Raw genomic sequence first — 21,491 nt, 5'->3', positions numbered from 1 at the left:
CTCCTATGTACTCGTGTGACGTGCGGTTGTGATTCGTGTTGGTCAGATGGGGTGCCCGACCGTGCGGTGAGCGGTCGGTCAGGAAGGCTGCCCGCGGACGATGTCGACCTGATGGTCGACGGGTCCGTGTGCCCCATCCGAGTCGAGGCTGACCTGCCAGCCCGCGGCCGAGCTGAGAGCCCGGGCGAGGAAATCCAGGGCATTGCTGACAGCATCGCCGAGGAGCTCGGACCCGATCTCGGGGGTGCCGGTCACGGCCGCTCCCGCGCCCCCGTTCGCCGATGCTGCGCGTTCACGGCCGAGGACGGCCACCTCGGCGGTGATTGCGGCCGAGAGGGTGCACCCGGTTCCGTGCGTGTTCGCGGTAGCCACGCGGGGGTGGGTGAACTCGCGGACCGAACCGTCCCGGGTGGCGAGGATGTCGGTGACGTCTCCGTCGCTGCCGTGCCCGCCCTTGAGGAGGACGGCGCCGGGCCCACGTTCGAGCAGGCGAAGCGCCTGGTCACGCATCTGGTCGGGGGTCTGCGCTTCGGGTTCGTCCTCGGACAGGAGCAGGGCCGCCTCGGGGAGGTTGGGAGTGATGAGGTCGGCCACGGGCAGCAGGTGGGTGCGGACCGCGTCGACGGCGTCGGACTCGAGGAGGCGATGGCCCGAGGTCGCGATCATCACCGGGTCGACGGTGTAGAAGCCGAGCAGGCCTTCGGCGGCGCGGGCGACGACGAGGTCGACGAGGGATCGGCCGCCGAGCATCCCGGACTTCGCGGCGTCGACGGGCATGTCTTCGAGCACGGAGTCGAACTGGTCGGCGACGAAGTCATCGTCGATCGGGTAGACCCGAGACACCCCGTGCGTGTTCTGGGCGAGGAGGGCGGTGATGACGCTCGTGCCCAGGGTCTTGCGCGTGGTGAAGGTCTTGAGGTCGGCGTGGATTCCGGCTCCCCCGCTGGGGTCGGTGCCGGCGATGGTCAGCGTGATCGGCGGGCGCGTGCTCATGCCTGGCCGCCGGCGGTGCTGCCTGCGCTGTCCGCGCGGCCGTCGTGATCGCGTCCCGCGAACGCCGACAGCAGGTCTTCGGCGGCGGCCTTCGGATCATCGGCCAGGCAGATCGCCGAGACCACGCAGATCCCGATCAGCCCGCGTCCGCTCAGGTCAGGAGCTCGGTCGGCGGTGATTCCGCCGATCGCCACGGCGGGGATGCCTGCCTCTGCGACCAGTTTGCCGAGGCGGTCGGGTCCGATGCCGTCGGGTGCGTCGGCCTTCGTCGTGGTGTCATAGACCGGACCGATGCCGACGAGGTCGACGACGCCGGTGTCCCGGGCGGCGGCGAATTCGGCGCTGGTGGCGGCCGAGAGACCGATGAGCGGTGCCTCACCCACGACGGCGCGCACCTCGGTGACGGTGGTGTCGGTCTGGCCGACGTGGATGTGGATGGTCTCGCCCTCGTCGATGAGGCGGCGGGCCACCTCAACGCGGTCGTTGAGGACGACGGGCACGATGCGGTCGGTGCCGCGGGTGGCGGTGTCGACGGCGGCGATGACCTGACGGGCGAGCGAATAGAACTCGCCGTCATCGATGTCTTTGTCGCGGACCTGGATGATGCCGACTCCCCCGGCGACCGCGGCCTGGACCGTCTGGGCAACGGTGCGACCGGCCGCCTCACATTGGGCGGAGTCGGTGACGAGGTAGAGGCGGGTGTCGATGCCGACGAAGCGGTCGGTGTCAGCAGCGTTGCGCAGATCGTCGGTGATGTGCGCGGATCCGGCGGTCATGCCCGCGCGCCTTCGTCCGCGGCGAGTGTGTCGAGGCTGACCCTGGCCTGTGCGAGCCGGTCGTCGTCGACGGCGTGGAGTGCGTCGAGGAAGTTCACCGAGTAGCTGCCCGGTCCTTTGGCTCCCTCGGCGGCGTCTTCGCCGGCGACCGCGAAGTGGGCGTGGGCGGCGACGACGGCTTCGAACCTCGCCGAGGCGGCCTCACCGCTCGTGGTGTGTTCCGATGCGTTCACCGCCGAGGCGTCGGCGTCGGGATCGGCGAGTCCACCGCGAGCGGCGGCGAGGTAGGCGGCGGTGACGGCTCCGAGCGAGCAGCCGGTGCCGATGACCAGCGGCATGTATTCGTGGCCGCCGGCGATGCGGGCGACATGGTCGGCGCCGTCGATGTGGGCGACGATCGCGTCCGTGGGTCCGGAGACTGCGACGATCGCCCCGGTTTCTCGGGCCAGCTTCGCGGCGGCGGGAAGGACCGCATCGACGTCATCGGTGGAGTCGACTCCGCGTCCGCCGAGGCCGACTCCGGCCAGCGCGGCGATCTCGGAGGCATTGCCGCGGATGGCGGTCGGGTGGTCGGCGGCGGCACGACGGATGCGGGAGGTGCGGAAGTCGACGGCCCCGACGCTCACCGGATCGAGGACCCAGGGCTTGCTGGCCGCGTTGGCGACGTCGATGGCGGCATCGGCGGCGAGCAGCTGGTGGTTCGAGGCGGTGCCGAAGTTGATGAGGACGCCGCTGGCGATGCCGGCGAACTGCCCGGCGTCGGCTTCGTGGTCGAGCATCGCCGGGGAGGCACCGATGGCCAGGAGCACGTTGGCGCTGAATTGCTGCACGACGGTGTTCGTGATGCATTGGATGAGTGGATTGCTTGCACGCAGTCGCGCATTGGCAGAACGCAGGTCGAAGTCAACCATGACGATCCCTTCGCTAGTATGGCCCAGATCAGGTTCGATGGGTGTTCTCTCAGCCTCGCCGAACTCCGCCTGGACTTCTCGGCCCGAGCGGAACGTCATGAGGCACCCCATGTCATTGGCTTCGACTCTATCAGCCCCGTCGGACACGAGCGACCCCTCAGCCCCGCCCCGGCACCTGCCCACGCCCATTCGTATCGGGTGCCTGTGTCAGTCAGTTCGGTGCGACCACTTCTCCTCAGGCATGCCCGGACCCTTCGAGGCGGTGACGGCGTCAGGTTTCCCACCACAGACATCGCAGCGGATCGAACTATGCACCTCACCCGAGCAGTCATCGTGCCGGTAGATGATCGGCCGCCCGGCAGGGGCTTGCCAACGATCGCCCCAGTCGGTGAACGCGATGAGCACTCCGCGCAGATCACGTCCCTTGTCGGTGAGATGGTATTCGACCCCGCCGGACCCCGAGTTCCGGGACATGATCCCCGCCTCGACGAAGCCATCGAGCCTGGTCGTGAGCACATTGGTCGCCACTCCGAGCCGTTTCTGGAAGTCGCCGAAGCGGGTGACTCCCGCGAACAGCGCATTCCTGATGATCAGCAGGCTCCACCGTTCGCCGACGATCTCGAGCGAGCGCGCAATGGAGCACACTTCGTTGTCATACGTTCTGCCCAGCATGAGAATGATTCTACCTTGATACTTGCATGATGAAAGCAGGCGTGGGATCATCACTTCATCAACTTGTTTGATGCAAGTTGGGATCGGCAGACAACGGCAAAGGAGCCTCGCCATGACCACAGCACATCCCACATCTACGCCCGACGCAATGTCATCGTCGGATTTCACCTTCACCTATGAGGTGCCGCAGTCACCGCAGGAGGTCTACGCCGCCGTGACGAATGTGCGCGGCTGGTGGTCGCAGCGCATCGACGGCGCGACCGACCGCCTCGGCGAATTCGTCTATACGGTGCCGCAGATCCACACCACTCGCGTGCAGGTCACCGAGCTCGTCCCCGGCGAACGCGTCGTCTGGAGGATCCTCGACAATCGTTTCGGAGCGGGTGAGGGCGTCGATGAATGGGCCGGGACGACCGTGCGCTTCGACATCGAGCCGGCCGGCTCCGGTGCCCGGCTGACCTTCACCCATGTGGGGCTGATCCCGATGCTGGCCTGCTATGAGGGCTGCGCACAGGGGTGGACGCGCAATGCCCACGACAGCCTTCACCGGCTCATCACCACGGGCGCGGGAGACCCGATCACTCCGGCAGTCGAAGCGAGTCTGCTCTCCGGCGCCTGACCGCCGGACCATACCCGAGGACGGACGGCTCTCGGCTAACCGCGGCCGACGTACCTCTGGCCGCGGCGGCTGAGTGCGTCGATGACGACGGCGGTGAGCAGGACGAGCGCGGTGATGATCTGCTGCGCATCGGAGTTGAAGCCGATGAGGTAGAGGCCGTTGTTGATGGCGCCGACGACCAGCGCACCGAGCACGGCCGCCCACGCGGTTCCGCGGCCGCCGAAGAGCGAGGTGCCGCCGATGACGGCTGCGGCGATCGCGTTGAGCAGGTCCTGCGTGCTCACCAGCGTCGATCCGGCGTTCGTCGTCACACCGGTTTTGACGAAGCCGAAGAGCGCCGCGAGCACGCCGGCGGCCATGAATACGCTGATGCGCACCCAGGTCACTCGGATGCCGGCACGTCGGGCCGCCTCGACCTTGCCGCCGACGGCGTAGATCGAACGGCCGTAACGGGTCTTGCGCAGCACGAGATCGATGCCGATGGCGATGACCATCATGAGGAAGAACGGCATCGCCAGGCCGAAGTCCTGGTTGACGAGGACGAGGAACCCGAACACGATCGCGGTCAGCAGCACGATGCGCACGATCACCGAGGTCCAGCTCGGAGCGTTGAGTCCCTCGCGGTGACGGCGCAGCTTCGAGTAGATGATGCCTGCTCCGAAGCCGATGATCGCGATCGCCCCGAACACATAGGCCCAGACCGCCGGGAAGTAGTAGCTGGCGAAATCGAAGGCGAAGGTGTCCGACATCGACAGGTTCTTCTGCGTGCCCAGGGTCGTCAGCGTCAGACCGGTGAAGGCGAGCAGACCGGCCAAGGTCACGACGAAGGCCGGGATGCCGACGACGGCGAAGAACCAGCCCTGGATCGCACCGACGACGAGGCCGAGCAGCAGCATGATGATCAGCGCGATCGCCGGCGGCACACCCTGCCTGACCACGAGCACTCCGAGCAGGGAGGCGGCCAGGCCGCCGAGCTGCGCAAGCGAGAGGTCGATCTCGCCGAGCAGCAGGATGAGGTTGATGCCCAGTGCCAGGATCGCGAGGAATGCGACCTGCGTCGAGAGGTTGACGAGGTTGGCCGGGGAGATGAAATTGCTGTCGGCGGTCTGGAAGACGATGACGATGACGACGAGGGCGAGGATGACCGGGAATGACCCGAGCTGGCCCTCTTTGACGCGGCGGATGAATGTGCTGACGATGCCTTCGGACGAGATCCGCTCATCGGTGATGAAGGAATTGCGGGTCATCGACGCTCACCCCTTCGTGCTGCGCGTTTGGTCACAACGTTGTCGCTGGCTCCGGTGATCGCTGCCACGAGCACATCGGTGCGTTCGTCTCCCGGGAAGTCGCCGGCGTCTTTGCCCAGACGCAGCACGTGCACCCGGTCGCACACCGCCTGCACATCGGCCATGTTGTGGCTGACGAGCAGCACCCCGAGGTCGCGTTCCTTGAGCCGTTCGATGAGGTTGAGCACCTCGGCGGTCTGCGCCACACCGAGCGCCGCAGTCGGCTCATCGAGCATGACCAGCGAAGGTTCACCGAGGAGGGACCGGGCGATCGCGACCGTCTGCCGCTGACCGCCGGAGAGGGCGGCGATCGGTACGCGCACGCTCGGGATCTTCGCCGACAGGCTGCGCAGCAGCTCCCAGGACTTCGCTTCCATGGACACCTCGTCGAGGACTCCGCCGCGGGTCTTCTCGTGCCCCAGGAAGAGGTTGGCCACGACGTCGAGGTTCTCGCACAGGGAGAGGTCCTGGAACACGGTGGCCACTCCGGCCTTCTGCGCATCCTTCGGCGAGGAGAACTTCTGCGCCGCCCCATTGATGAGGAGTTCGCCCTCATCAGCACCGTGGACTCCGGCAATGACCTTGATCAAGGTCGATTTGCCGGCACCGTTGTCGCCGACGAGTCCGACGACTTCGCCGCGGCCGACGGTGAGATGGATATCGGTCAGAGCCTGGACGGCGCCGAACCGCTTGTTGATTCCGCGCAGTTCGAGCACGGTGTCCGTTCCGCTTCCCGGCGCCCACGCTTCTGCGGGAGCCGGTTCGGGTGTCTCAGATGTCATCTGTTCCTACTTGTCGCTGTCGATGACCTCGCCGGCCGGCGACCGAGGTGGTCGCCGGCACGAGGTCGGGCCTTGCGCGCGGCTTTGCGCACGGGTTATTTCACGCCTGCTTCGTCGCAGAGCTTCTCGACGTTTCCGGAGCAGATGTCGGAGGCCTTGATCTGATCACCGACGATGTCCTTGATGTTGTCCTTGGTGACAACCTTCGCCTCGACGAAGTCCGTCGGGGTGTCCTTGTACGTCGTGCCCGCATCGACATCCTCACCGCCGGCCAGAGCGATCGCGGCTTCAGCGGCGAATTCGGCCTGCGGTGGGATCGACTTGTAGATCGTGGCGTACTGGTCACCCTTGAGGATGTTCTGCAGTCCGTCGACCTCGGCATCCTGGCCGGTGATCACCGGATCGACCTTTGCCTTCTTCGTCGCGGCGATGACGCCGCCGGCGGTGCCGTCGTTGGCCGAGTAGATCGCGATCGGTTCCTCACCCTTGCCCTGCAGCTGGCCCTCGACCCACTGGCGAGCGTCGTCGGGGTTCCAGTCGAGGGTGTCGTGGCTGGCCGCGATGTCGACGCCCGCGCCCTTGAGGGTCTCTTCGGCACCGGCCTTGAAGTCCGCGGCGTTCGGGTCCTTCGGGTCGCCGTTGACCATCCACACCGGTCCCGACTTCGGATCGACGCCGGCATCCTTGAGTCCGTCGAGGACGGCCTGTCCCTGCAGGTTGCCGATCTTCTTGTTGTCGAAGGAGGTGTAGTAGTCGGCTCCGTCGAAGAAGCGGTCATAGGCGATGACCGGAATCTTCTTCGCTTCAGCCTTCGACAGCGCCGAGGCCACAGCCGAGGCGTCGACGGGGTCGAGGACGATGGCGTCGACGCCTTCGGTCACCGCGGCTTCGACCTGCTGTTGCTGCTGAGTCGCATCCTGGTTGGCGTTGCGGTATTCGACCTTGGCATCAGGGTTGGCTTCGACGACGTACTTCTCGAAGTTCGGTTTGTCAAGCGACTCATACCGAGTGGTCTTCGACTCCGGCAGCAGGAGCGCGATGGTGACGTCCCCGTCGCCTCCGGAACCGCTGTCGGCTTCGTCGTTGCCCTGGCCCTTCTGATTGCCGCAGCCGCTGAGCGCGAGGGCGCCGATCGCGACCGAGGCACCGAAGAGGGCCAGCTTCCTGTGGGACTTAAGGTTGTGCCTCATTGTGAACCTTTCAATCATTCTGACAACGTTGTCAGGCTGATGAATATGATTCGCTGATCGGACCCCGGTGTCAACTGTTTCGCGGCAGAATTCTTCCTCGCGCCTCAGGTCGTTCCTCACCGCTGCCACGTGCGATGACCTGGACCGGAAAGACATCTTGTCCCTTTTCTCCCCCGTCACCGAGGCGGCCGCCACGTACACCGGCACGGTCGCCGAGGCGGCCGTCGTCCTTCCCGTGCGCACCCCGCAGTCGTCGGACCGCCTCGGCGGCCATCGCCTCGACATCACGGTCGACGACCGTGACGTCGAGGAGTTCGGCGGTGGGGAAATCGTCGATGCCGACGAGTGCCGGCCATTCGTCGAGTCGGCGGCAGGCGTCGATGGCTCCTTGGGTGAGTGTGCCCGAGAGGGTGATGAGCGCGCTCGGGGCGCTGCGGGAGCCGAGCCAGGCGGCGACGACGTTCTTCGCGCTCGCTTCGTCATGGGCGTCTTCGCGCACGTAGGCCCGCCAACCGACGTCGTGGCGGCCGGCGAATGCGGAGCGGATTCCTTCGAGCCGGCGGGTGGTGATGATGCTCGTCGAGTGATCACCGATGACCCCGAGGGCGATGTGCCCGTGGTCGAGCAGCTGTTGGGCGGCCCGGAATCCGGCGGCGATCTCGTCACCGGCGACGATGCCGATCCCCTCGCCGCGGACCCCGGGGTCGAAAGACACGATCCGTGTGCCGGAGGTGGACGCGGCGCGGGTGTAGATTCCGGTCGCTTCAGGATGGGACCGCACGACGATGAGGCCGGACAGGTCGCTGGCGAGGCTCTCGTCGAGGAAGGTTTCCTCACGGTCGGGATCGTCGCCGGTCACGGTCACCACCGGGCGCAGATCGATGGCCGAGAGTTCCGCCTCGAGCGCTGCGAAGACCCTCGCCTGATACGGGTCGTCGGCGCTGGAGAGGACGACACCGACATAGGGTGAGCGCCCGCCGGCGCGCAGCCTGCGGGCCGTGGGGTTGAGGCGGAATCCGAGTTCCGCGGCAGCCTCTTCGACTTTCTCCGCGGTCGCCTGAGCGACATGCTTCTCCCCGTTGAGGACACGGGAGGCGGTCTTGATGCTCACACCGGCGCGCGCAGCGACTGTGGCCAGGGTCGGCCGATCGTTCCGCTTCGCCATGACCACACCTTTGAGTCGACCAGTTGCTTCAGTACTTGGACCGCGGCCGAGTCCAGCAGCCGCTGGACTGATGATAGCCGTACGTACCGATCGTACGAAGATGTGAGCAGGCAATTGAGCGTGGTGCGCCGAGCCGTGATCACGACCAGTTGGGTCAATGGCTGGCTTCTCAGACTGTTTTCAAAGGCAAAGACTCGCCGAGGCGGGCCCGGTCACGGTGCCCCACCTCGGCGAGCTTGGTGGTCGTCCTGCTCAGCGTGCCACAGGGTTGGGCATGGTGCCGGCGTAGAGCAGGGATTCGGCTTGGTTGCCGATGTCGACCATCAGCTTCGTGTTCCGCAGCTGCAGGCGGTTGAGGCAGGAGTGGGCGAAGCGTTCAGCACGCAGATCGACGTCCCCGCTGACCCCGCGGGCATGCTCCGGGTGATCGGATTCGTAGCCGTCGAGCACCTCGGCGACCACCGTCCAGAACCGTTCGGCACTGAGCAGACCGTCGGTGTCGAGGATCCCCGACAGGTGGCGCAGGACTCCGTCGAACATGTCGGTGAACACCGACAGCGCCTTCTCCTCCCCGGGCACGAGGGCGCGAATGCGTTCGACATCGGCGGGCAGTTCTCGGTGGCCGAGCACGGCGACCTCCTCGCCGATGTCCTTCATGAACGCCCCGGTGACCGTGTGCTCGTCGAGGACGAGGATGAGATTCTCCCCGTGCGGCATGAAGACGAGGTCGTGAGCGAGCAGTGCATGGACGAGCGGATACAGGTACGCCCGCAGGTAGCTGCGCACCCAGTCGGCGGGCTCCTGCCCCGAGGCGCGGATGAGCTCGCCGGCGAAGGAACGGCCCTCGTGGTCGCGGTGGAGCAGAGCGGCCATGGTGATGAGCTTCTGGCCCGGGGCGATCTGGGCGACGGGGTTCTCTCGCCAGAGAGCGGCGAGCATCTTCCGGTGCGGGTTCGTCTCCTTCGTCTGGTGGTAGACGTCCCCCGTGTAGCCGAGCGCGGCGCGTTCCCGCAACACTCGGAATCCGGTCTTCGCGAAGGTGTCGTCGGAGCCGATGAGGGTGGCGACCCAGTCATTGATGGCCGGGGTGTCACGCATGTACTTCGGCGACAGTCCGCGCAGGAACCCCATGTTCTGTACGGCGAGCGCGACTTTCACATACGGGGCGTCGGCGCGCGAATGGTTGAAGAAGGTCCGCAGGGACTGCTGTGCCTGGTGCTCATCGTCACCGTCGCCGAGCGGCAGCAGGTCTCCGCGGGCGATGTCCGCGGCGAAGGTGATCGCCAGCCGGTGATCGGCCTGCCAGGGGTGGATCGGCATGAGGTGGAAGTCCGCCGGATCCTGCCCGGTCGCCCGGATGCGGGAGTCGAAGCGTTCCCGTTCGGTCTCGCTGAGCGCCTCGCCGAGGTGGCCCGCCTCGTCGAGTCCTTCACCGAGGGAGAGGTGGCTGTGATCGCGTCTCACGGCCACCCATTCGATGTGGTTGAGTTCCCCGTTCTCCGGCGCCCACTTCCGGAAGTCGCTGAGTCCGAAGCCGATGCGACCGTTGTTCGCAAGGAATCCGGGGTGACCTTCGGTCATGGCCGCCTCGGTGGTCTGGAAGTCCGAATCGACGAGGGCACGGGCATTGGGCCGACGTCCGGCCCGGGCGTCCTCGAGCTTGTAGGCGGCCCCGGCCAGGGTCGAGGCGAGTTCTTCGAGGTAGGTCGAGATGAGGTCCTCGGGGATGGAGAGTGCGTCCTGGAGTTCGACGACGAGTTCCTGCGCGTCGAGCGGAACCTCGGTCTCGCCGTGCCACCGGCTGATGCTGTCTGCGTCGATGGCCCAGTGTTCGAGCGGGAGCACGCGGGCGGTGAAGGTGTAGCGTGCGGCCCCGTCGATGTTCAGTTCCCACCGGCGATCCTCTTCGCCCCGCACCTCTTCGATCTGTACGGGGGTGATGAGTCGTTCGTGAGCGAATTCGGACAGGGCTTTGGCGACGAGGTGGCGCTGCACGACGGAGAACGCGTCGGCGTTGAGGTGGGCGTAGGCAGTCGGTGCCGTCTCATCGCCCCGGTCCCGAGGGGATTCTCCGAGATTCCGACCGGCATGCGCGCCCGAGTGTTCGCCGACGAGCGGGGCGAGCGCACTGGCGTCGAAGTCGGCGCGGGTGCACGCACTCACGAGGGCTCGTTTCTCGATCTCGCCCATCATGATCGTCGCCTCGGTCACCGGGGTGAATCCGGCGGCCCGGTTCTTCTCGATGATCGCGGCGTTCCGTGCATCGGGTTCGACGACCACGCGGGTGCCACCGCGTCCGCCGGCATCGACCGGGCGCAGGCAGAAGTCGATGACCTCGGCCATGATGCGGTCGGTGAGTCCGTGCACGGCCGATCCTGCCGGTGGTGCGACGAGCAGGTGCATCCCGATATCACCGGGCCCGGTGGCCAGGACCTTCTGCGGGATGAGGCTGTCCGGGGCGTAGGTCTCGATGTAGAAGCAGTCGCTGCCGTCGACGGAGCCGACCCAGCCGTTGTCCTCCGCGGAGTCGCGGATTCCTTCCAGGTAGGCCCGGACTCCTGCCTCGTCGAGGTCGGTCATCATCCAGTACTGGGCACGCGGATGAGTGAGCCATTCGCAGAGCTGCGCGGTGTCCCGGTCGACGTCGAGCGCTCGGATGGTCACCCTCGCCGAGGCGGCCGTGAGCTTCACGGTCGAGTCCTCGGTCGCGGTCGCATCCTCGGCGGTCGCAGTCGAGGCCGCATCTGCGGTCGTGGTCGCGTCCTCGGCGGTCGGGGTCGGGGCAGTGATGAGTTCGATGGTCATGCGTGTGACATCTCCTTGGAGTCGTCGAAGGCGAAAGCGGCAGCGGGCACGGCATCGGATTCGTCCGCGGGTACCCCGAAGGTCTGGAAGGCGATGCGGTTCTCGATCAGATAGGGTTCTCGACCGGTGACCGCGGCCAGCACCACCGAGGCCCGCCATGGCCCGAACCCGAGGTCGGGGGCGGTGACTCCGTGGGTGTGCTCTTCGCCGCCTACGACGTGGATGGTGCCCTCGTCGTTGATCGTGTAGTGGCGGCTGACGTCGAGGCGGCCCCGCGAGTCCAGCCGCACCTCTGCCCCGAGCGGTGTCAGGAAGCCCGGCACCTGCGATTTGTATCCAGTGGCCGCAATCACTGCACGGGATCGTCGGGTGAAGGTCTTGTCCAGTGCCGTATTCCGGAAACCGAGGAGGTATTCTCCGCTCATCGGGTCGATCTCAGCGGTTTCGAGTTCGGCTTCGCAGATGAGGTTCGTGAGCAGTTCGCGTCCTCCGCGGCTGAGCCGATAGAGGGTGTCGTGGATGTCGTCGACGAGGTCGGCCGAGATGCCCTTGTACAGGGTGCGCTGCTCTCGACCGACGCGTTCACGCAGCTCATCGGGCAGGGCGCGGAAGTGGTCGGTGTATTCCGGGGAGGTCATCTCGAGAGTGAGCTTCGTGTACTCCATGGGGAAGAACCTCGGTGAGCGGGTCACCCAGTCCAGTCGCACCCCGCGGTTCTCGGCGTCGTCGATGAGGTCGCGGTAGATCTCGGCGGCCGACTGTCCGCTGCCGACGATCGTGATGGCACCCGATTGAAGCAGCGCCTCTCGGTTGTCGAGGTACTCGGCGGTGTGGATGAGGGGCCCGGTCGATGCGAAATCGTCCTCTTCCGCCAGTCCCCGCAGGGCCGGCGGCAGCACCGGCTGGGTGCCCACCCCGAGCACGAGGTGCCGGGCGCGGTAGGTTTCGGTCGTCACGATCTCACCGGAGTCGTCGGTCATCTCGGCGAGGGCGGTGAACACACCATCCTCCCTGGTCACGGACACAACGCGGCGGTTCCACTGCAGCGAATCCAGCTGGGCGGCGACCCAGCGGCAGTATTCGTCGAACTCGGCCCGCAGGGGGTAGAAGGATTCGCGGATGTAGAAGGGGTAGAGCCGCCGGCGCTCCTTGAGGAAGTTGAGGAACGAGTACGGCGAGGTCGGGTCGGCCATGGTGACGAGGTCGGCGAGGAACGGCACCTGGATGGTCGAGCCTTCGATCATCATGCCCGGGTGCCAGCGGAACTCGGGCCGTTGGTCGACGAACACCGCGTCGACGTCGTCGAGCGGTTCGGCCAGTGCGGCGAGTCCGAGTCCGAAGGGCCCGATGCCGACGCCGAGGATGTCGTAGATCCTGTGGGTGTCGTGGATGTCCTGGGACTGTGCACTCATGCTGCGCCTCCTTCGGTGGTGATGTGCCGTCCGGCGAGGATTCCGTGCCCGGTGGCGCGGACGAGGTCGAGGACCGCGGTAATGTCATCGATGCTGGTGTCGGGGTTGAGCAGGGTGACTTTGAGCCAGGGTCTGCCGTCGATCGTCGTGCGGGCGACGGCGGCACGGCCGGAGCGGAAGAGGACGCGGCGGAAGAGCGGGACGAGTTCGTCGGCCGTGTGCTGGTCCGCGGTGTACGGGGTGAAGCGGAAGAGCACGGTGGACAGGTCGGAGTCGCCGAGCACCTCGAAATCGGCTTGAGCCTCGAGCAGCTGCCGGACTTCGGTCGCGAGGTCGCAGACGGTGTCGATCATCGTCCCGATCTCGTCTGCTCCGCGGGCACGCAGCGTCGTCCAGAGCTTGAGCGCATCGAAGCGGCGGGTGGTCTGCAGAGACTTGTCGACCTGATTCGGTTCCGCATCGTCGGCCTGTGCTTCGGCTTCGGGATTGAGGTAGTCGTGGTGGTGGATCGTCGGCGCGAACAGGGCCGCATCCCTGACCAGCAGCGCCGAGGACGACACCGGCTGGAAGAACGTCTTGTGGAAATCGATGGTCACCGAGGCGGCCCTGCCGATTCCCTCGAGCAGGTGTGCTCGGCGCGGGGCCCAGAGCAGGCCGCCGCCGTATGCGGCGTCGACGTGCAGCCACACGTTCGCCGATTCGCACACCTCGGCGATGGACTTCAGGGGGTCGATGACGCCGAGGTCGGTGGTGCCTGCGGTGGCGACGACGGCCATCGGGGTCGCGTCGTTCGCGTCGATCGACAGCAGGCTCGCATTCAGCGCTTCGGCGTCCATGCGCCCGGTCGCGTCGGTCGGGACGGTGACGACCGCCTCGGCGTCGAGTCCGAGGAGGAAGGCTGCGCGGGAGACGGAGAAGTGAGCCTGGTCGGTGGCGAGGATCCGCAGACGGGAGAGCAGTTCCAGGCGGGTCGACGGGGAGGAGCCGCCTCGGCGGGTTTCGGCGTCATCGGATCCGCCGCGGTCGGATTCGTCGGCGTGAGCGGTCAGTCCGGTTAGGACGTTTTCGCGGGCGAGGAACAGCGCGTGGAGGTTCGATTGGGTACCTCCGGAGGTGAAGATTCCGTCACCGTCGGCGAACCCGAGGTGGCCGCAGGTCCAGTCGATGAGGCGCCGCTCCATGAGGGTCGCGACCTCGGACTGGTCGTAGGTGTCGACCGAGGTGTTGATGGCCGCGAGCATCGCTTCGGCGGCGACGGCGGGCACTGCGACCGGGCAGTTGAGGTGGGCGACGTAGCTGGGGTGGTGGAACCACACGGCGTTGTCGGCATAGAGCGCGTCGGCTTCGCGCAGCGCCTCGGCGTTGCCGACTCCGGCCGTGTCGAGGTCGACGGCGTCGACGGCGGCCTGCAGCCCCGATCGATCTTTCGCCGAGACTGCCCTGGCCGTGGTGCGGAATCGTTCGCCGAGTGCGTCGATGACGCTGTGCATGAGAGCTGAGTACTCGTCTGCACTGTGGGCACCGAGCAGGGCGTCGGTGCGGGGATTGTCGGGGGTATGAAGGGGTGCTGCGGCGGGTGCCGATTCGGTCTCGGAGAGCAGAGAAGTCGTCACTGTGAGGTTTCCTCCTTCGATGTACGAACAGCGGATCACGGCTCGCATTAGGGAAACCTACCCTAACTGTCTGCGTTTCCGAAGAGCCTGTGACCTGGGATGACAACTACGGGCGTCGCTTGCCCATCTCGCATGAGGGCACCCTCCCCTGAATTCACGCGGCAAGGAACCCGTCCGCACTACGGGTGCATGGGGACCAAAAGTCACAGCGTGGTGTCTGTCACACCTGCGCGTTTCGTCCAGCATTGTGAGACATTCGAGGCGGATGCAGCTCCTGAGTTCCGGACGCCTCGCGGGGAGTCTCAGCACAGAATCCCGCCCGGATCGTCCGAGATTCGACTCGCGACCCGCTGCCCACCAAAAATAGGTCGCTATCGGATACTCCTGTCGCCGGAAAGCATCCGATGCTGACCTAGATTTGCCGCTCGCGACCGCACACCCAAGAAGCCGCAGCCTCCGCGCAAACGCGGAAGCTGCGGCTTCTCATCGACCAGAGACCCCTCCGTCAGAGGTGCCTGCCTACGTCACTTCACGACGTAGTTCGGGGCCTCCACGGTCATCTGAATGTCGTGCGGGTGGCTTTCCTTCAGGCCCGCAGTGGTCAGCCGGACGAACTTGCCCTTGGACTTGAGCTCGTCGATGGTGCGTGCACCGACGTAGAACATCGTCTGGCGCAGGCCTCCGGTGAGCTGGTGGGCGACCTGCTTGAGCAGTCCGCGGTAGGCGACACGGCCCTCGATGCCCTCGGGGATGAGGTCGGTGTCGGTGGCGATATCGGCCTGGAAGTAGCGGTCTTTCGAGTACGACTTGCCGTGGCGCGGAGCCATCGCGCCCAGCGACCCCATGCCGCGGTAAGCCTTGTACTGCTTGCCGTTGATGAAGATGAGCTCGCCGGGCGACTCGTTGCAGCCGGCCAGCAGGGATCCGAGCATGACGGTGTCGGCGCCGGCGACCATAGCCTTGCCGATGTCTCCGGAGTACTGGAGTCCGCCGTCGCCGATGACCGGGACACCTGCGGCGCGAGCGGCCTGGGCTGCCATGTGGATGGCGGTGACCTGTGGGACGCCGACTCCGGCGACGACACGGGTGGTGCAGATCGAGCCGGGTCCGACTCCGACCTTGACGGCGTCGACACCGGCATCGATGAGTGCCTGCGCGCCGTCCTTCGTGGCGACATTTCCGCCGATGATCTGGACGTTTGCGAAGGCCGGATCGGACTTGATCGTCTTGATCATGTCCGTGACACCCCGGGCGTGACCGTTCGCGGTGTCGACGACGAGAACGTCGACTCCCGCCTCGGCGAGCATTCCGGCGCGCTCGTAGGCGTCGCCGTAGAACCCGACGGCGGCACCCACGCGCAGGCGACCTTCGTCGTCCTTCGTGGCCAGCGGGTATTCCTCGGTCTTGACGAAGTCCTTGACGGTGATGAGGCCCTGGATGACATTGTCGTCATCGACCAAGGGCAGCTTCTCGACCTTGTGCTCGGCCAGCAGTTCGAAGGCCTTCTCGGCGGAGACGCCGACGGGTGCGGTGACCAGCGGCATCTTCGTCATCGTCTCGGCGACGGTGCGGGTGGGGAATTCGCTGCGGGTGACGAAGCGCAGGTCGCGGTTGGTCACGATGCCGACGAGCACGTTGTTCTCATCGACGACGGGCAGGCCGGAGATGCGGTAGCGGCCGCAGATCTCGTCGAGCTCTTCCAGAGTCTTGTCCGCGGTGATCGTCAGCGGGTCGTTGATCATGCCCGATTCGGAGCGCTTGACGTAGTCGACCTGCTTGGCCTGATCCTCGGCCGAGAGGTTGCGGTGGATGATGCCCAGTCCGCCGATGCGGGCCATGGCGATGGCCATACGGGATTCGGTCACGGTGTCCATGGCCGCGGAGACGAGCGGGATGTTGAGCTCGATCTCCTTGGTCAGCCGGGTGGCGGTGGAGGCTTCTGAGGGGATGACATCGGTGTCGCCTGGCAGGAGGAGGACATCGTCGTAGGTGAGTCCCGTGAGGGAGAACGGATCGTTTGCGGCCTGTGATTCCTGCTCAGGATTTCCCATGAAGACAGCCTTTCGACGCGAAGATACGGTGGCTCAATGGTATCGGAGCCCGACAGGTGCCCGCCACGGGTGCAAACACCGAGCACTGTGAGACTGACTACACGACCGGCAGCGGTTGTCCGCGCTCACCGGCCAACGCCTCTGTAGCCTGGAGTCATGATCAAGACTCGTGAGATCCGCATGTTTCCCGACCACGGACACCGCTGGCCGCTGTGGGGCGATGTGCTGCATGACGAACTGTGCCTCGAGCCGTCTGACCTCGATCTCTCAGCTGAGCTGATTCTGGACCTCCGGGCGCTCTATGACTTCTGGGAGCGCCATGACACCAGCTGCTGGACGACTCCGACGGCAACAGGGTGGGACACGAACGAGAATATGCGAGTGTGGGAACTGGCCGAGGCCGAAGCGAAGCGACGTCTGGCAGATGAGGTCGCCCAGTACGGCATCACCGTCGAGGCGCGCTGATGCGCTAGCGCCCCTCGCCCACGGACCGTGCGAGGTCGAGCGTCGAGGCTTCGGAGTCGTCGAGGTGGATGCGCAGCAGCCCTTCGGCACCCTGCCGGTCTCCGGACTTCATCTTCTCGAAGATATCGCGGTGCGGGTTGGCCCAGTGTGAGTGGTACTTCCCCGGCTCCGGCGAGCGCGAGAACGTCGTCGACAGCCGGGCCATGAGGTTGAGGTAGAACTCGTCGAGCAGCGGGGATCCGAGCAGACCGACGATCGCGCGGTGGAACGAGGCCGAATGCTCTTGTGCATCGGCCCAGGTCTCGTTCTTCGGCGCGGTCTCGGCGCGGATGACGGAGGCTTCGACGGCGGCCATCGCCTCATCGGTGGCGTCCTGGGATTCCTGGACGGCACGGATCTCGAAGACTCGGCGGGCACGGTAGAGGTCTTTGAGTTCGTCGATGCCGAAGGTGGAGACGAAGAATCCGCGGTTGGGCTCCTGGGTGAGCAGTCCGGCGTGGCGCAGCAGGCTCAGAGATTCGCGCGCGGTGTTGCGCGAAACGTTGAATTCCTTGGCCAGGGCACCATCGCGGACCGGGCTTCCGGCCGGGTATTCGCCATTGGTGATGCGGGTCCGGACAAGGGCGACGATGGCCTCTGAAGTGCAGCCGGGGGCATGTGGACTCATGACACCAGGCTACCGTGTTCAGCCGGATTCGGAGCGGAATGCGGAGGGATCGAGTTCGAGATCGGTGGCGAAATGACGTGGACGCCCAGTGAGCGGATCCGCGAACGCGAGCTCCGCGGCCAGCAGCTGCAGCGGTGAACTGAAGTCATAGGGGTCCGGCGCGAGGTCGACCGGATAGACCGGATCACCGAGGATGGGCAGCCCGAGCGCGTTCATGTGCACCCGCAGCTGGTGGGTCTTGCCCGTGAACGGCTCGAGTTCGTACTCGGCGATCTTCTCCCCTCGCCGAGGCGGCCGTGCACTATCCGTTGACCGTTGGGAGTCCGGGTCGTGGGCAGGCAGGTCCGGTGAGCACGTGGTCCGGACCAGCCGGATGCGGCTGAGTGCGTTCGCCTCCCCCTCGGTTTCGAGAACCTGCCTGCCGCCGACGGGCTTGACCAGGCGGGATCTCCTCTCAAGAGGGAATTCCAACTCGGCAGGCGGTGCCGGGGCCAGGGCGCGGTAAGTCTTGTGCACCGTGCGATCTTGGAACAGGCGTTGGTAGCGGCCGCGGGTCTCCGGCCGTTTGGACAGGACGAGGAGACCGGCAGTGATGCGGTCAAGCCGGTGGATGGCCACGAGGTCGGGTTGGTCGAGGTCGACGCGCAGGCGGGTGACGACGCACTCGCGGACAAAGCGTCCGTTCGGGGTGCTTGCGAGGAAGTGGGGTTTGTCGACGACGAGGAGATCCTCGTCCTCGAAGACGGTGCCGACGTCGAAGGGGATCCGCTCTTCGGGCGGAACCGGGCGGTGGAAGAAGTAGAACCCGCCGGGGATGACTGGGTCGTCCCAGCCCACCGGCAGCCCCGCCTCGTCGCGCATATCTCCATCGGTCAGCAGGGTGCGTCGGGATTCGGGGGCCGCCTCGGGGAATTCGGTCTCGAGCCACTGCCCGATCGTGTCGGGAACGGGCAGGTGATTCTTCGCGTGGGTGGCCTTCCCACCCGGGGCGCGCAGTGCGGTCGCCGAAATGCCGTCTCGAGGCGGAAGCGGACTGCGGGGCATGGGCCCAGTCTAGGCGGTCGGAGGATGGCCCGACTGCAGCCTCGGTCGCACCCGCATTCTTTGGCTGCGGCGCGCACTTCTTCCGACGATTCCCGCAAATCTCCGAGGCGGCTTCCGATTCTTCGCGGGACACCCCCTATGGTGGGAGGCATGGACCACACCGAACTGACGGAGAAGTTCTTGAGGGATAGAGTCGTCACTCCGGTCGTTCTCGGCATATTCGCCGACGACGAATGGGAGAGCGTCGCATTGGAGAACGACGTGGACGACGATCGGATCGTCATTGCCAGAGTCGTCGTCTGCGGGGAGGCCGTCGAAGTCGTCCTCGACTATCCGGGAAACACGGAGAGTGTCTTCGAGATGCAGCAGCGGCTCGTCGAAGAGTTCAAAGCCTTCATCGAGCGGTCCGAATTCGGTGCGCATCGCACCTCGGAGTCGGACACGTTCAACACCCGACGCACCCCGAATGCGGTGACCCGCACTCCTCGACCGAACTTCCTCGGCCCCTCGGAGTGCACTCAGCGTCGTCGCCGCTATCAGGGTCGGGTCATGCGCATCGATCGTCGCCGCTGCGTCTCCGCCCACCGTCGCAGCTGAGACCGACCGAACCGCTCGTACACGAAGCCTGCGGTGCTTATGCCCGCTGGATAAGGAAGTCGATGTCGACGCCGTCCGGCAGAGCACCGTATTCGCGGCCCCGCTCGGCACCGAGGCGGGCGGCCGCAAAGCTTGATGCCACCTCGGCGGGAGCGGATTCGAAGAGGATCGCCGCCTGCATGAGCAGCGCCATCTTCTCCACGAGCACCCGGCCGCGCGCCTGCAGCGCCGCCTGGGCGGAGGCCTCTCCGCTCTCAAGGTCCTGCACCGCGGTCTGCAGCGACCGGGCCAGCGACTCATAGGCCGCATCGAAGTCCGCGTGCTTGCCGAGCCCGGTTTCGAGGAAGCCGAGGAAGGTCTTCGCGCTCCGCGGTTCGCGGGCCAGTGCGCGCAGCACGTCGAGGACGATGACGTTGCCGGAGCCTTCCCACACCGCCATCACCGGCTGTTCCCGGTAGCGGCGGGCCAGCGGAAAGGACTCGGTGTAGCCGTTGCCGCCGAGGCACTCGAGAGACTCATAGGCATGTTCGGGTCCGCGTTTGCAGATCCAGTATTTGCCGACGGCCGTCGCCAGTCGGCGGAAGTCAGCCGCCTCGGCGCTGTCATCGTCGTACGCGGCGGCCAGGTGCAGCGCCGTGTAGGTCGCCGCTTCGGCTTCGAGCTGGAGGTCGGCGATGACGGCGCGCATGAGCGGCTGGTCGATGAGCGTGGCACCGAAGGCCGCGCGTCCGCGAGCGTGCCAGACCGCCTCGGCGACGCATTGGCGCATGCCCGCGGCCGACCCGAGCACGCAGTCGAGCCGGGTCTGAGCCACCATCTCGATGATCGTGCGCACGCCCTTGCCGGCCTCGCCGAGCAGCCATCCGTCGGTGGCGTCGAACTCGATTTCGGACGAGGCATTGGATCTGTTGCCGAGCTTGTCCTTGAGCCTTTGGATGCGCACCGTGTTGAGTTCGCCGCCGGGCAGCACACGGGGCACGACGAAGCAGCTGGGGCCCTCGTCGAGCTGAGCGATGACGAGGAAAGCGTCGGATTGCGGGGCTGAGCAGAACCATTTGTGGCCTGTGATGAGGTGGTGGTCGCCGGAGGACACCGCATAGGTGGTGTTCGCGCGGATGTCCGATCCTCCCTGCTTCTCCGTCATCGCCATCCCGAAGGTCACGGCGGACTTCGTCGCCGGGTCGATCAGGCGCGGGTCGTAGCCGGATGCTGTCGCGCGCGGTTCCCAGAACTCGGCGAGGGCGGAATCGGCGCGCAGGCTCGGCACGACGGCATGCGTCATCGACACCGGGCAGGCGTGGCCGGGTTCGATCTGGGAGAAGAGCATGAATCGCACGGCTCGTTCGACGTTGGCGCTCGGCCCGGGATGCGTCCACGCATACGAGTGGGCTTCCGCGTCGAGGGCATCGCCGATGATCCGGTGGTAGGCGGGGTGGAATTCGATCTCGTCGATGCGGTTGCCCCAGTCGTCGTGGGTGTGCAGCACGGGTCCGTGCACGTTGGCCAGGCGAGCATCGTTGATGAAGTCCGTGCTGCCGACGAGCGCGCCGATGCGCTCGAGATCATCCGTCGCAGCGTTCGGCGCATAATGGGCGAGCGCATCGACGAGGGCCCGGTTGAGCGTGAATTCGTTGATATCTCGCCGAGGCGGCGCCTGATTGAACACAGTATGCGTCGTCCGCGGCGTGGTGGAGTCTGCAGTGGCCCGGGCTGGGCCGGGGTCTGCGGTGGTGGTCATGGTTCTCCTAGTGCTGATCGGGTGAAGGCAGTCAATGCGGTGATGAGCGCCGTGATCTCTTCGGGGCGGGGATTCGGGGAGGCCGGGGCGAGAATGTCGACGAGGTTCTCTCCGATGCTGCCGACGATGGACCGGGCAGCCACCTCGGCGGGGACGGCCGCGGCAACGGCCTCGGCTCTGCGCGCCCGCTCGAGTCCGGCGGCGATGGCGGTGACGTAGCCTCGCCGCAGCCGAAGTCGTTCGCTCTGCACCGGCTCAGGCACCTCTTCGAGGAGCAGGGCGTAGGCGAGCCGGCGCCCGGCGACGGCGCGGCGGACGAAGACCTCGACGGTCGACTCGGCGACCTCGGCAACGGTGGAAGCCGCGGCCACCGTGTCTTCGATGACGGCCAGTTCGTGACCGGCAGCCTGGGCGAAGACGAGCCGCAGGAGCTCCTCGCGGTTGGTGAAGTACGTGTAGATCGAGCCGGCGCTGCAGTCGGCCTCACCGGCGACAGCGGCCACGCTCGCCGATGCGAATCCCCCGCGGGCGATGACATGCCGAGCGGCGCGTTCGATAGCGGCCCGACGCGCTTGCGCATTGGCGCGGGTGCGCGTCGTTTCGCGATAGGCCATACTCACCTCGGTTCGACGAGACCGACCGACACCGTCGAAGATCGCCGACGGTGTCGCCCTCTCGAGCACTCACTTCCCCAAAGAAATGAAT

The 21,491-nt window shown here is 66.3% G+C and carries 19 protein-coding genes and 1 riboswitch; of the genes, 3 read left to right on the top strand and 16 right to left on the bottom strand.

What is annotated here, in order from left to right:
* Nucleotides 1–78 precede the first annotated feature (78 nt).
* The 4 genes from thiD to ACQE2J_RS05635 form a co-directional block, all read right to left on the bottom strand.
* Complete coding sequence (thiD, locus tag ACQE2J_RS05650) at nucleotides 79–993, bottom strand: bifunctional hydroxymethylpyrimidine kinase/phosphomethylpyrimidine kinase (RefSeq protein WP_426937294.1); 915 nt, start codon at nucleotides 991–993, stop codon at nucleotides 79–81.
* Complete coding sequence (gene thiE, locus ACQE2J_RS05645; RefSeq protein WP_426937293.1) at nucleotides 990–1,769, bottom strand: thiamine phosphate synthase; 780 nt, start codon at nucleotides 1,767–1,769, stop codon at nucleotides 990–992. Before thiE ends, thiD begins: the two co-directional genes overlap by 4 nt.
* Entirely contained in the window at nucleotides 1,766–2,680 is a 915-nt protein-coding gene (thiM, locus tag ACQE2J_RS05640; RefSeq protein WP_426937292.1) for a hydroxyethylthiazole kinase, read from the bottom strand. The genes thiE and thiM overlap by 4 nt, the downstream gene beginning before the upstream one ends.
* Nucleotides 2,668–2,800: riboswitch (TPP riboswitch) on the bottom strand. It overlaps the preceding gene by 13 nt.
* Nucleotides 2,801–2,887: 87 nt before the next feature.
* On the bottom strand, nucleotides 2,888–3,352 hold the full coding sequence (locus tag ACQE2J_RS05635) for a winged helix-turn-helix transcriptional regulator (protein WP_426937291.1): 465 nt from the start codon (nucleotides 3,350–3,352) through the stop codon (nucleotides 2,888–2,890).
* A gap of 112 nt (nucleotides 3,353–3,464) precedes the next feature.
* Between ACQE2J_RS05635 and ACQE2J_RS05630 the strand changes: the two genes are divergently transcribed.
* Entirely contained in the window at nucleotides 3,465–3,971 is a 507-nt protein-coding gene (locus ACQE2J_RS05630) for an SRPBCC family protein (protein ID WP_426937290.1), read from the top strand.
* A gap of 35 nt (nucleotides 3,972–4,006) precedes the next feature.
* On the opposite strand, the gene ACQE2J_RS05625 is transcribed toward ACQE2J_RS05630, so the two are convergent.
* From ACQE2J_RS05625 to guaB, 8 genes are all read right to left on the bottom strand, one after another.
* The gene (locus tag ACQE2J_RS05625; RefSeq protein WP_135540302.1) at nucleotides 4,007–5,218 is read right to left on the bottom strand and encodes a sugar ABC transporter permease; all 1,212 of its coding nucleotides are present in this window, start codon (nucleotides 5,216–5,218) and stop codon (nucleotides 4,007–4,009) included.
* Nucleotides 5,215–6,039 (bottom strand): ATP-binding cassette domain-containing protein, encoded by an 825-nt coding sequence (locus ACQE2J_RS05620; RefSeq protein ID WP_426937289.1) that lies wholly within the window; start codon nucleotides 6,037–6,039, stop codon nucleotides 5,215–5,217. The genes ACQE2J_RS05625 and ACQE2J_RS05620 overlap by 4 nt, the downstream gene beginning before the upstream one ends.
* A gap of 95 nt (nucleotides 6,040–6,134) precedes the next feature.
* Nucleotides 6,135–7,229 carry a substrate-binding domain-containing protein gene (locus tag ACQE2J_RS05615; RefSeq protein ID WP_135540308.1) on the bottom strand — a complete coding sequence of 365 codons (1,095 nt, stop codon included), beginning with the start codon at nucleotides 7,227–7,229 and terminating at the stop codon, nucleotides 6,135–6,137.
* A 70-nt stretch (nucleotides 7,230–7,299) separates the two neighbouring features.
* On the bottom strand, nucleotides 7,300–8,394 hold the full coding sequence (locus tag ACQE2J_RS05610) for a LacI family DNA-binding transcriptional regulator (RefSeq protein ID WP_135540310.1): 1,095 nt from the start codon (nucleotides 8,392–8,394) through the stop codon (nucleotides 7,300–7,302).
* 252 nt (nucleotides 8,395–8,646) lie between these two features.
* Entirely contained in the window at nucleotides 8,647–11,199 is a 2,553-nt protein-coding gene (locus ACQE2J_RS05605) for a GNAT family N-acetyltransferase (RefSeq protein ID WP_135540312.1), read from the bottom strand.
* Entirely contained in the window at nucleotides 11,196–12,611 is a 1,416-nt protein-coding gene (locus ACQE2J_RS05600; RefSeq protein WP_135540314.1) for a lysine N(6)-hydroxylase/L-ornithine N(5)-oxygenase family protein, read from the bottom strand. The genes ACQE2J_RS05605 and ACQE2J_RS05600 overlap by 4 nt, the downstream gene beginning before the upstream one ends.
* The gene (locus tag ACQE2J_RS05595; RefSeq protein ID WP_426937288.1) at nucleotides 12,608–14,224 is read right to left on the bottom strand and encodes a pyridoxal phosphate-dependent decarboxylase family protein; all 1,617 of its coding nucleotides are present in this window, start codon (nucleotides 14,222–14,224) and stop codon (nucleotides 12,608–12,610) included. The genes ACQE2J_RS05600 and ACQE2J_RS05595 overlap by 4 nt, the downstream gene beginning before the upstream one ends.
* A 524-nt stretch (nucleotides 14,225–14,748) precedes the next feature.
* Entirely contained in the window at nucleotides 14,749–16,275 is a 1,527-nt protein-coding gene (gene guaB, locus ACQE2J_RS05590; protein WP_135540318.1) for an IMP dehydrogenase, read from the bottom strand.
* 156 nt (nucleotides 16,276–16,431) lie between these two features.
* Between guaB and ACQE2J_RS05585 the strand changes: the two genes are divergently transcribed.
* Nucleotides 16,432–16,740, top strand: coding sequence for a hypothetical protein (locus ACQE2J_RS05585; protein WP_426937287.1), 309 nt, complete (start codon nucleotides 16,432–16,434; stop codon nucleotides 16,738–16,740).
* A 4-nt stretch (nucleotides 16,741–16,744) separates the two neighbouring features.
* Here the strand turns inward: ACQE2J_RS05585 and ACQE2J_RS05580 are convergent, their stop codons facing one another.
* Nucleotides 16,745–17,407, bottom strand: a complete 663-nt coding sequence (locus ACQE2J_RS05580; RefSeq protein ID WP_135540324.1) for a GntR family transcriptional regulator — start codon at nucleotides 17,405–17,407, stop codon at nucleotides 16,745–16,747.
* Between the two features lie 18 nt (nucleotides 17,408–17,425).
* Nucleotides 17,426–18,451, bottom strand: coding sequence for a pseudouridine synthase (locus ACQE2J_RS05575; protein ID WP_426937286.1), 1,026 nt, complete (start codon nucleotides 18,449–18,451; stop codon nucleotides 17,426–17,428).
* Between the two features lie 150 nt (nucleotides 18,452–18,601).
* Here ACQE2J_RS05575 and ACQE2J_RS05570 point away from each other — a divergent pair, with 150 nt between their 5' ends.
* Entirely contained in the window at nucleotides 18,602–19,048 is a 447-nt protein-coding gene (locus ACQE2J_RS05570) for a hypothetical protein (protein ID WP_135540329.1), read from the top strand.
* 37 nt (nucleotides 19,049–19,085) lie between these two features.
* On the opposite strand, the gene ACQE2J_RS05565 is transcribed toward ACQE2J_RS05570, so the two are convergent.
* On the bottom strand, nucleotides 19,086–20,786 hold the full coding sequence (locus ACQE2J_RS05565) for an acyl-CoA dehydrogenase family protein (protein ID WP_426937285.1): 1,701 nt from the start codon (nucleotides 20,784–20,786) through the stop codon (nucleotides 19,086–19,088).
* Complete coding sequence (locus ACQE2J_RS05560; protein WP_426937284.1) at nucleotides 20,783–21,400, bottom strand: TetR family transcriptional regulator; 618 nt, start codon at nucleotides 21,398–21,400, stop codon at nucleotides 20,783–20,785. Before ACQE2J_RS05560 ends, ACQE2J_RS05565 begins: the two co-directional genes overlap by 4 nt.
* Nucleotides 21,401–21,491 lie beyond the last annotated feature (91 nt).

The organism is Brevibacterium sp. LE-L, from assembly GCF_050214925.1.
In the GTDB taxonomy this organism is placed as follows: Bacteria; Actinomycetota; Actinomycetes; order Actinomycetales; family Brevibacteriaceae; genus Brevibacterium.
The sequence above is the reverse complement of the archived record's forward strand: the minus strand, read 5'-3'. Positions and strand labels throughout refer to the sequence as shown.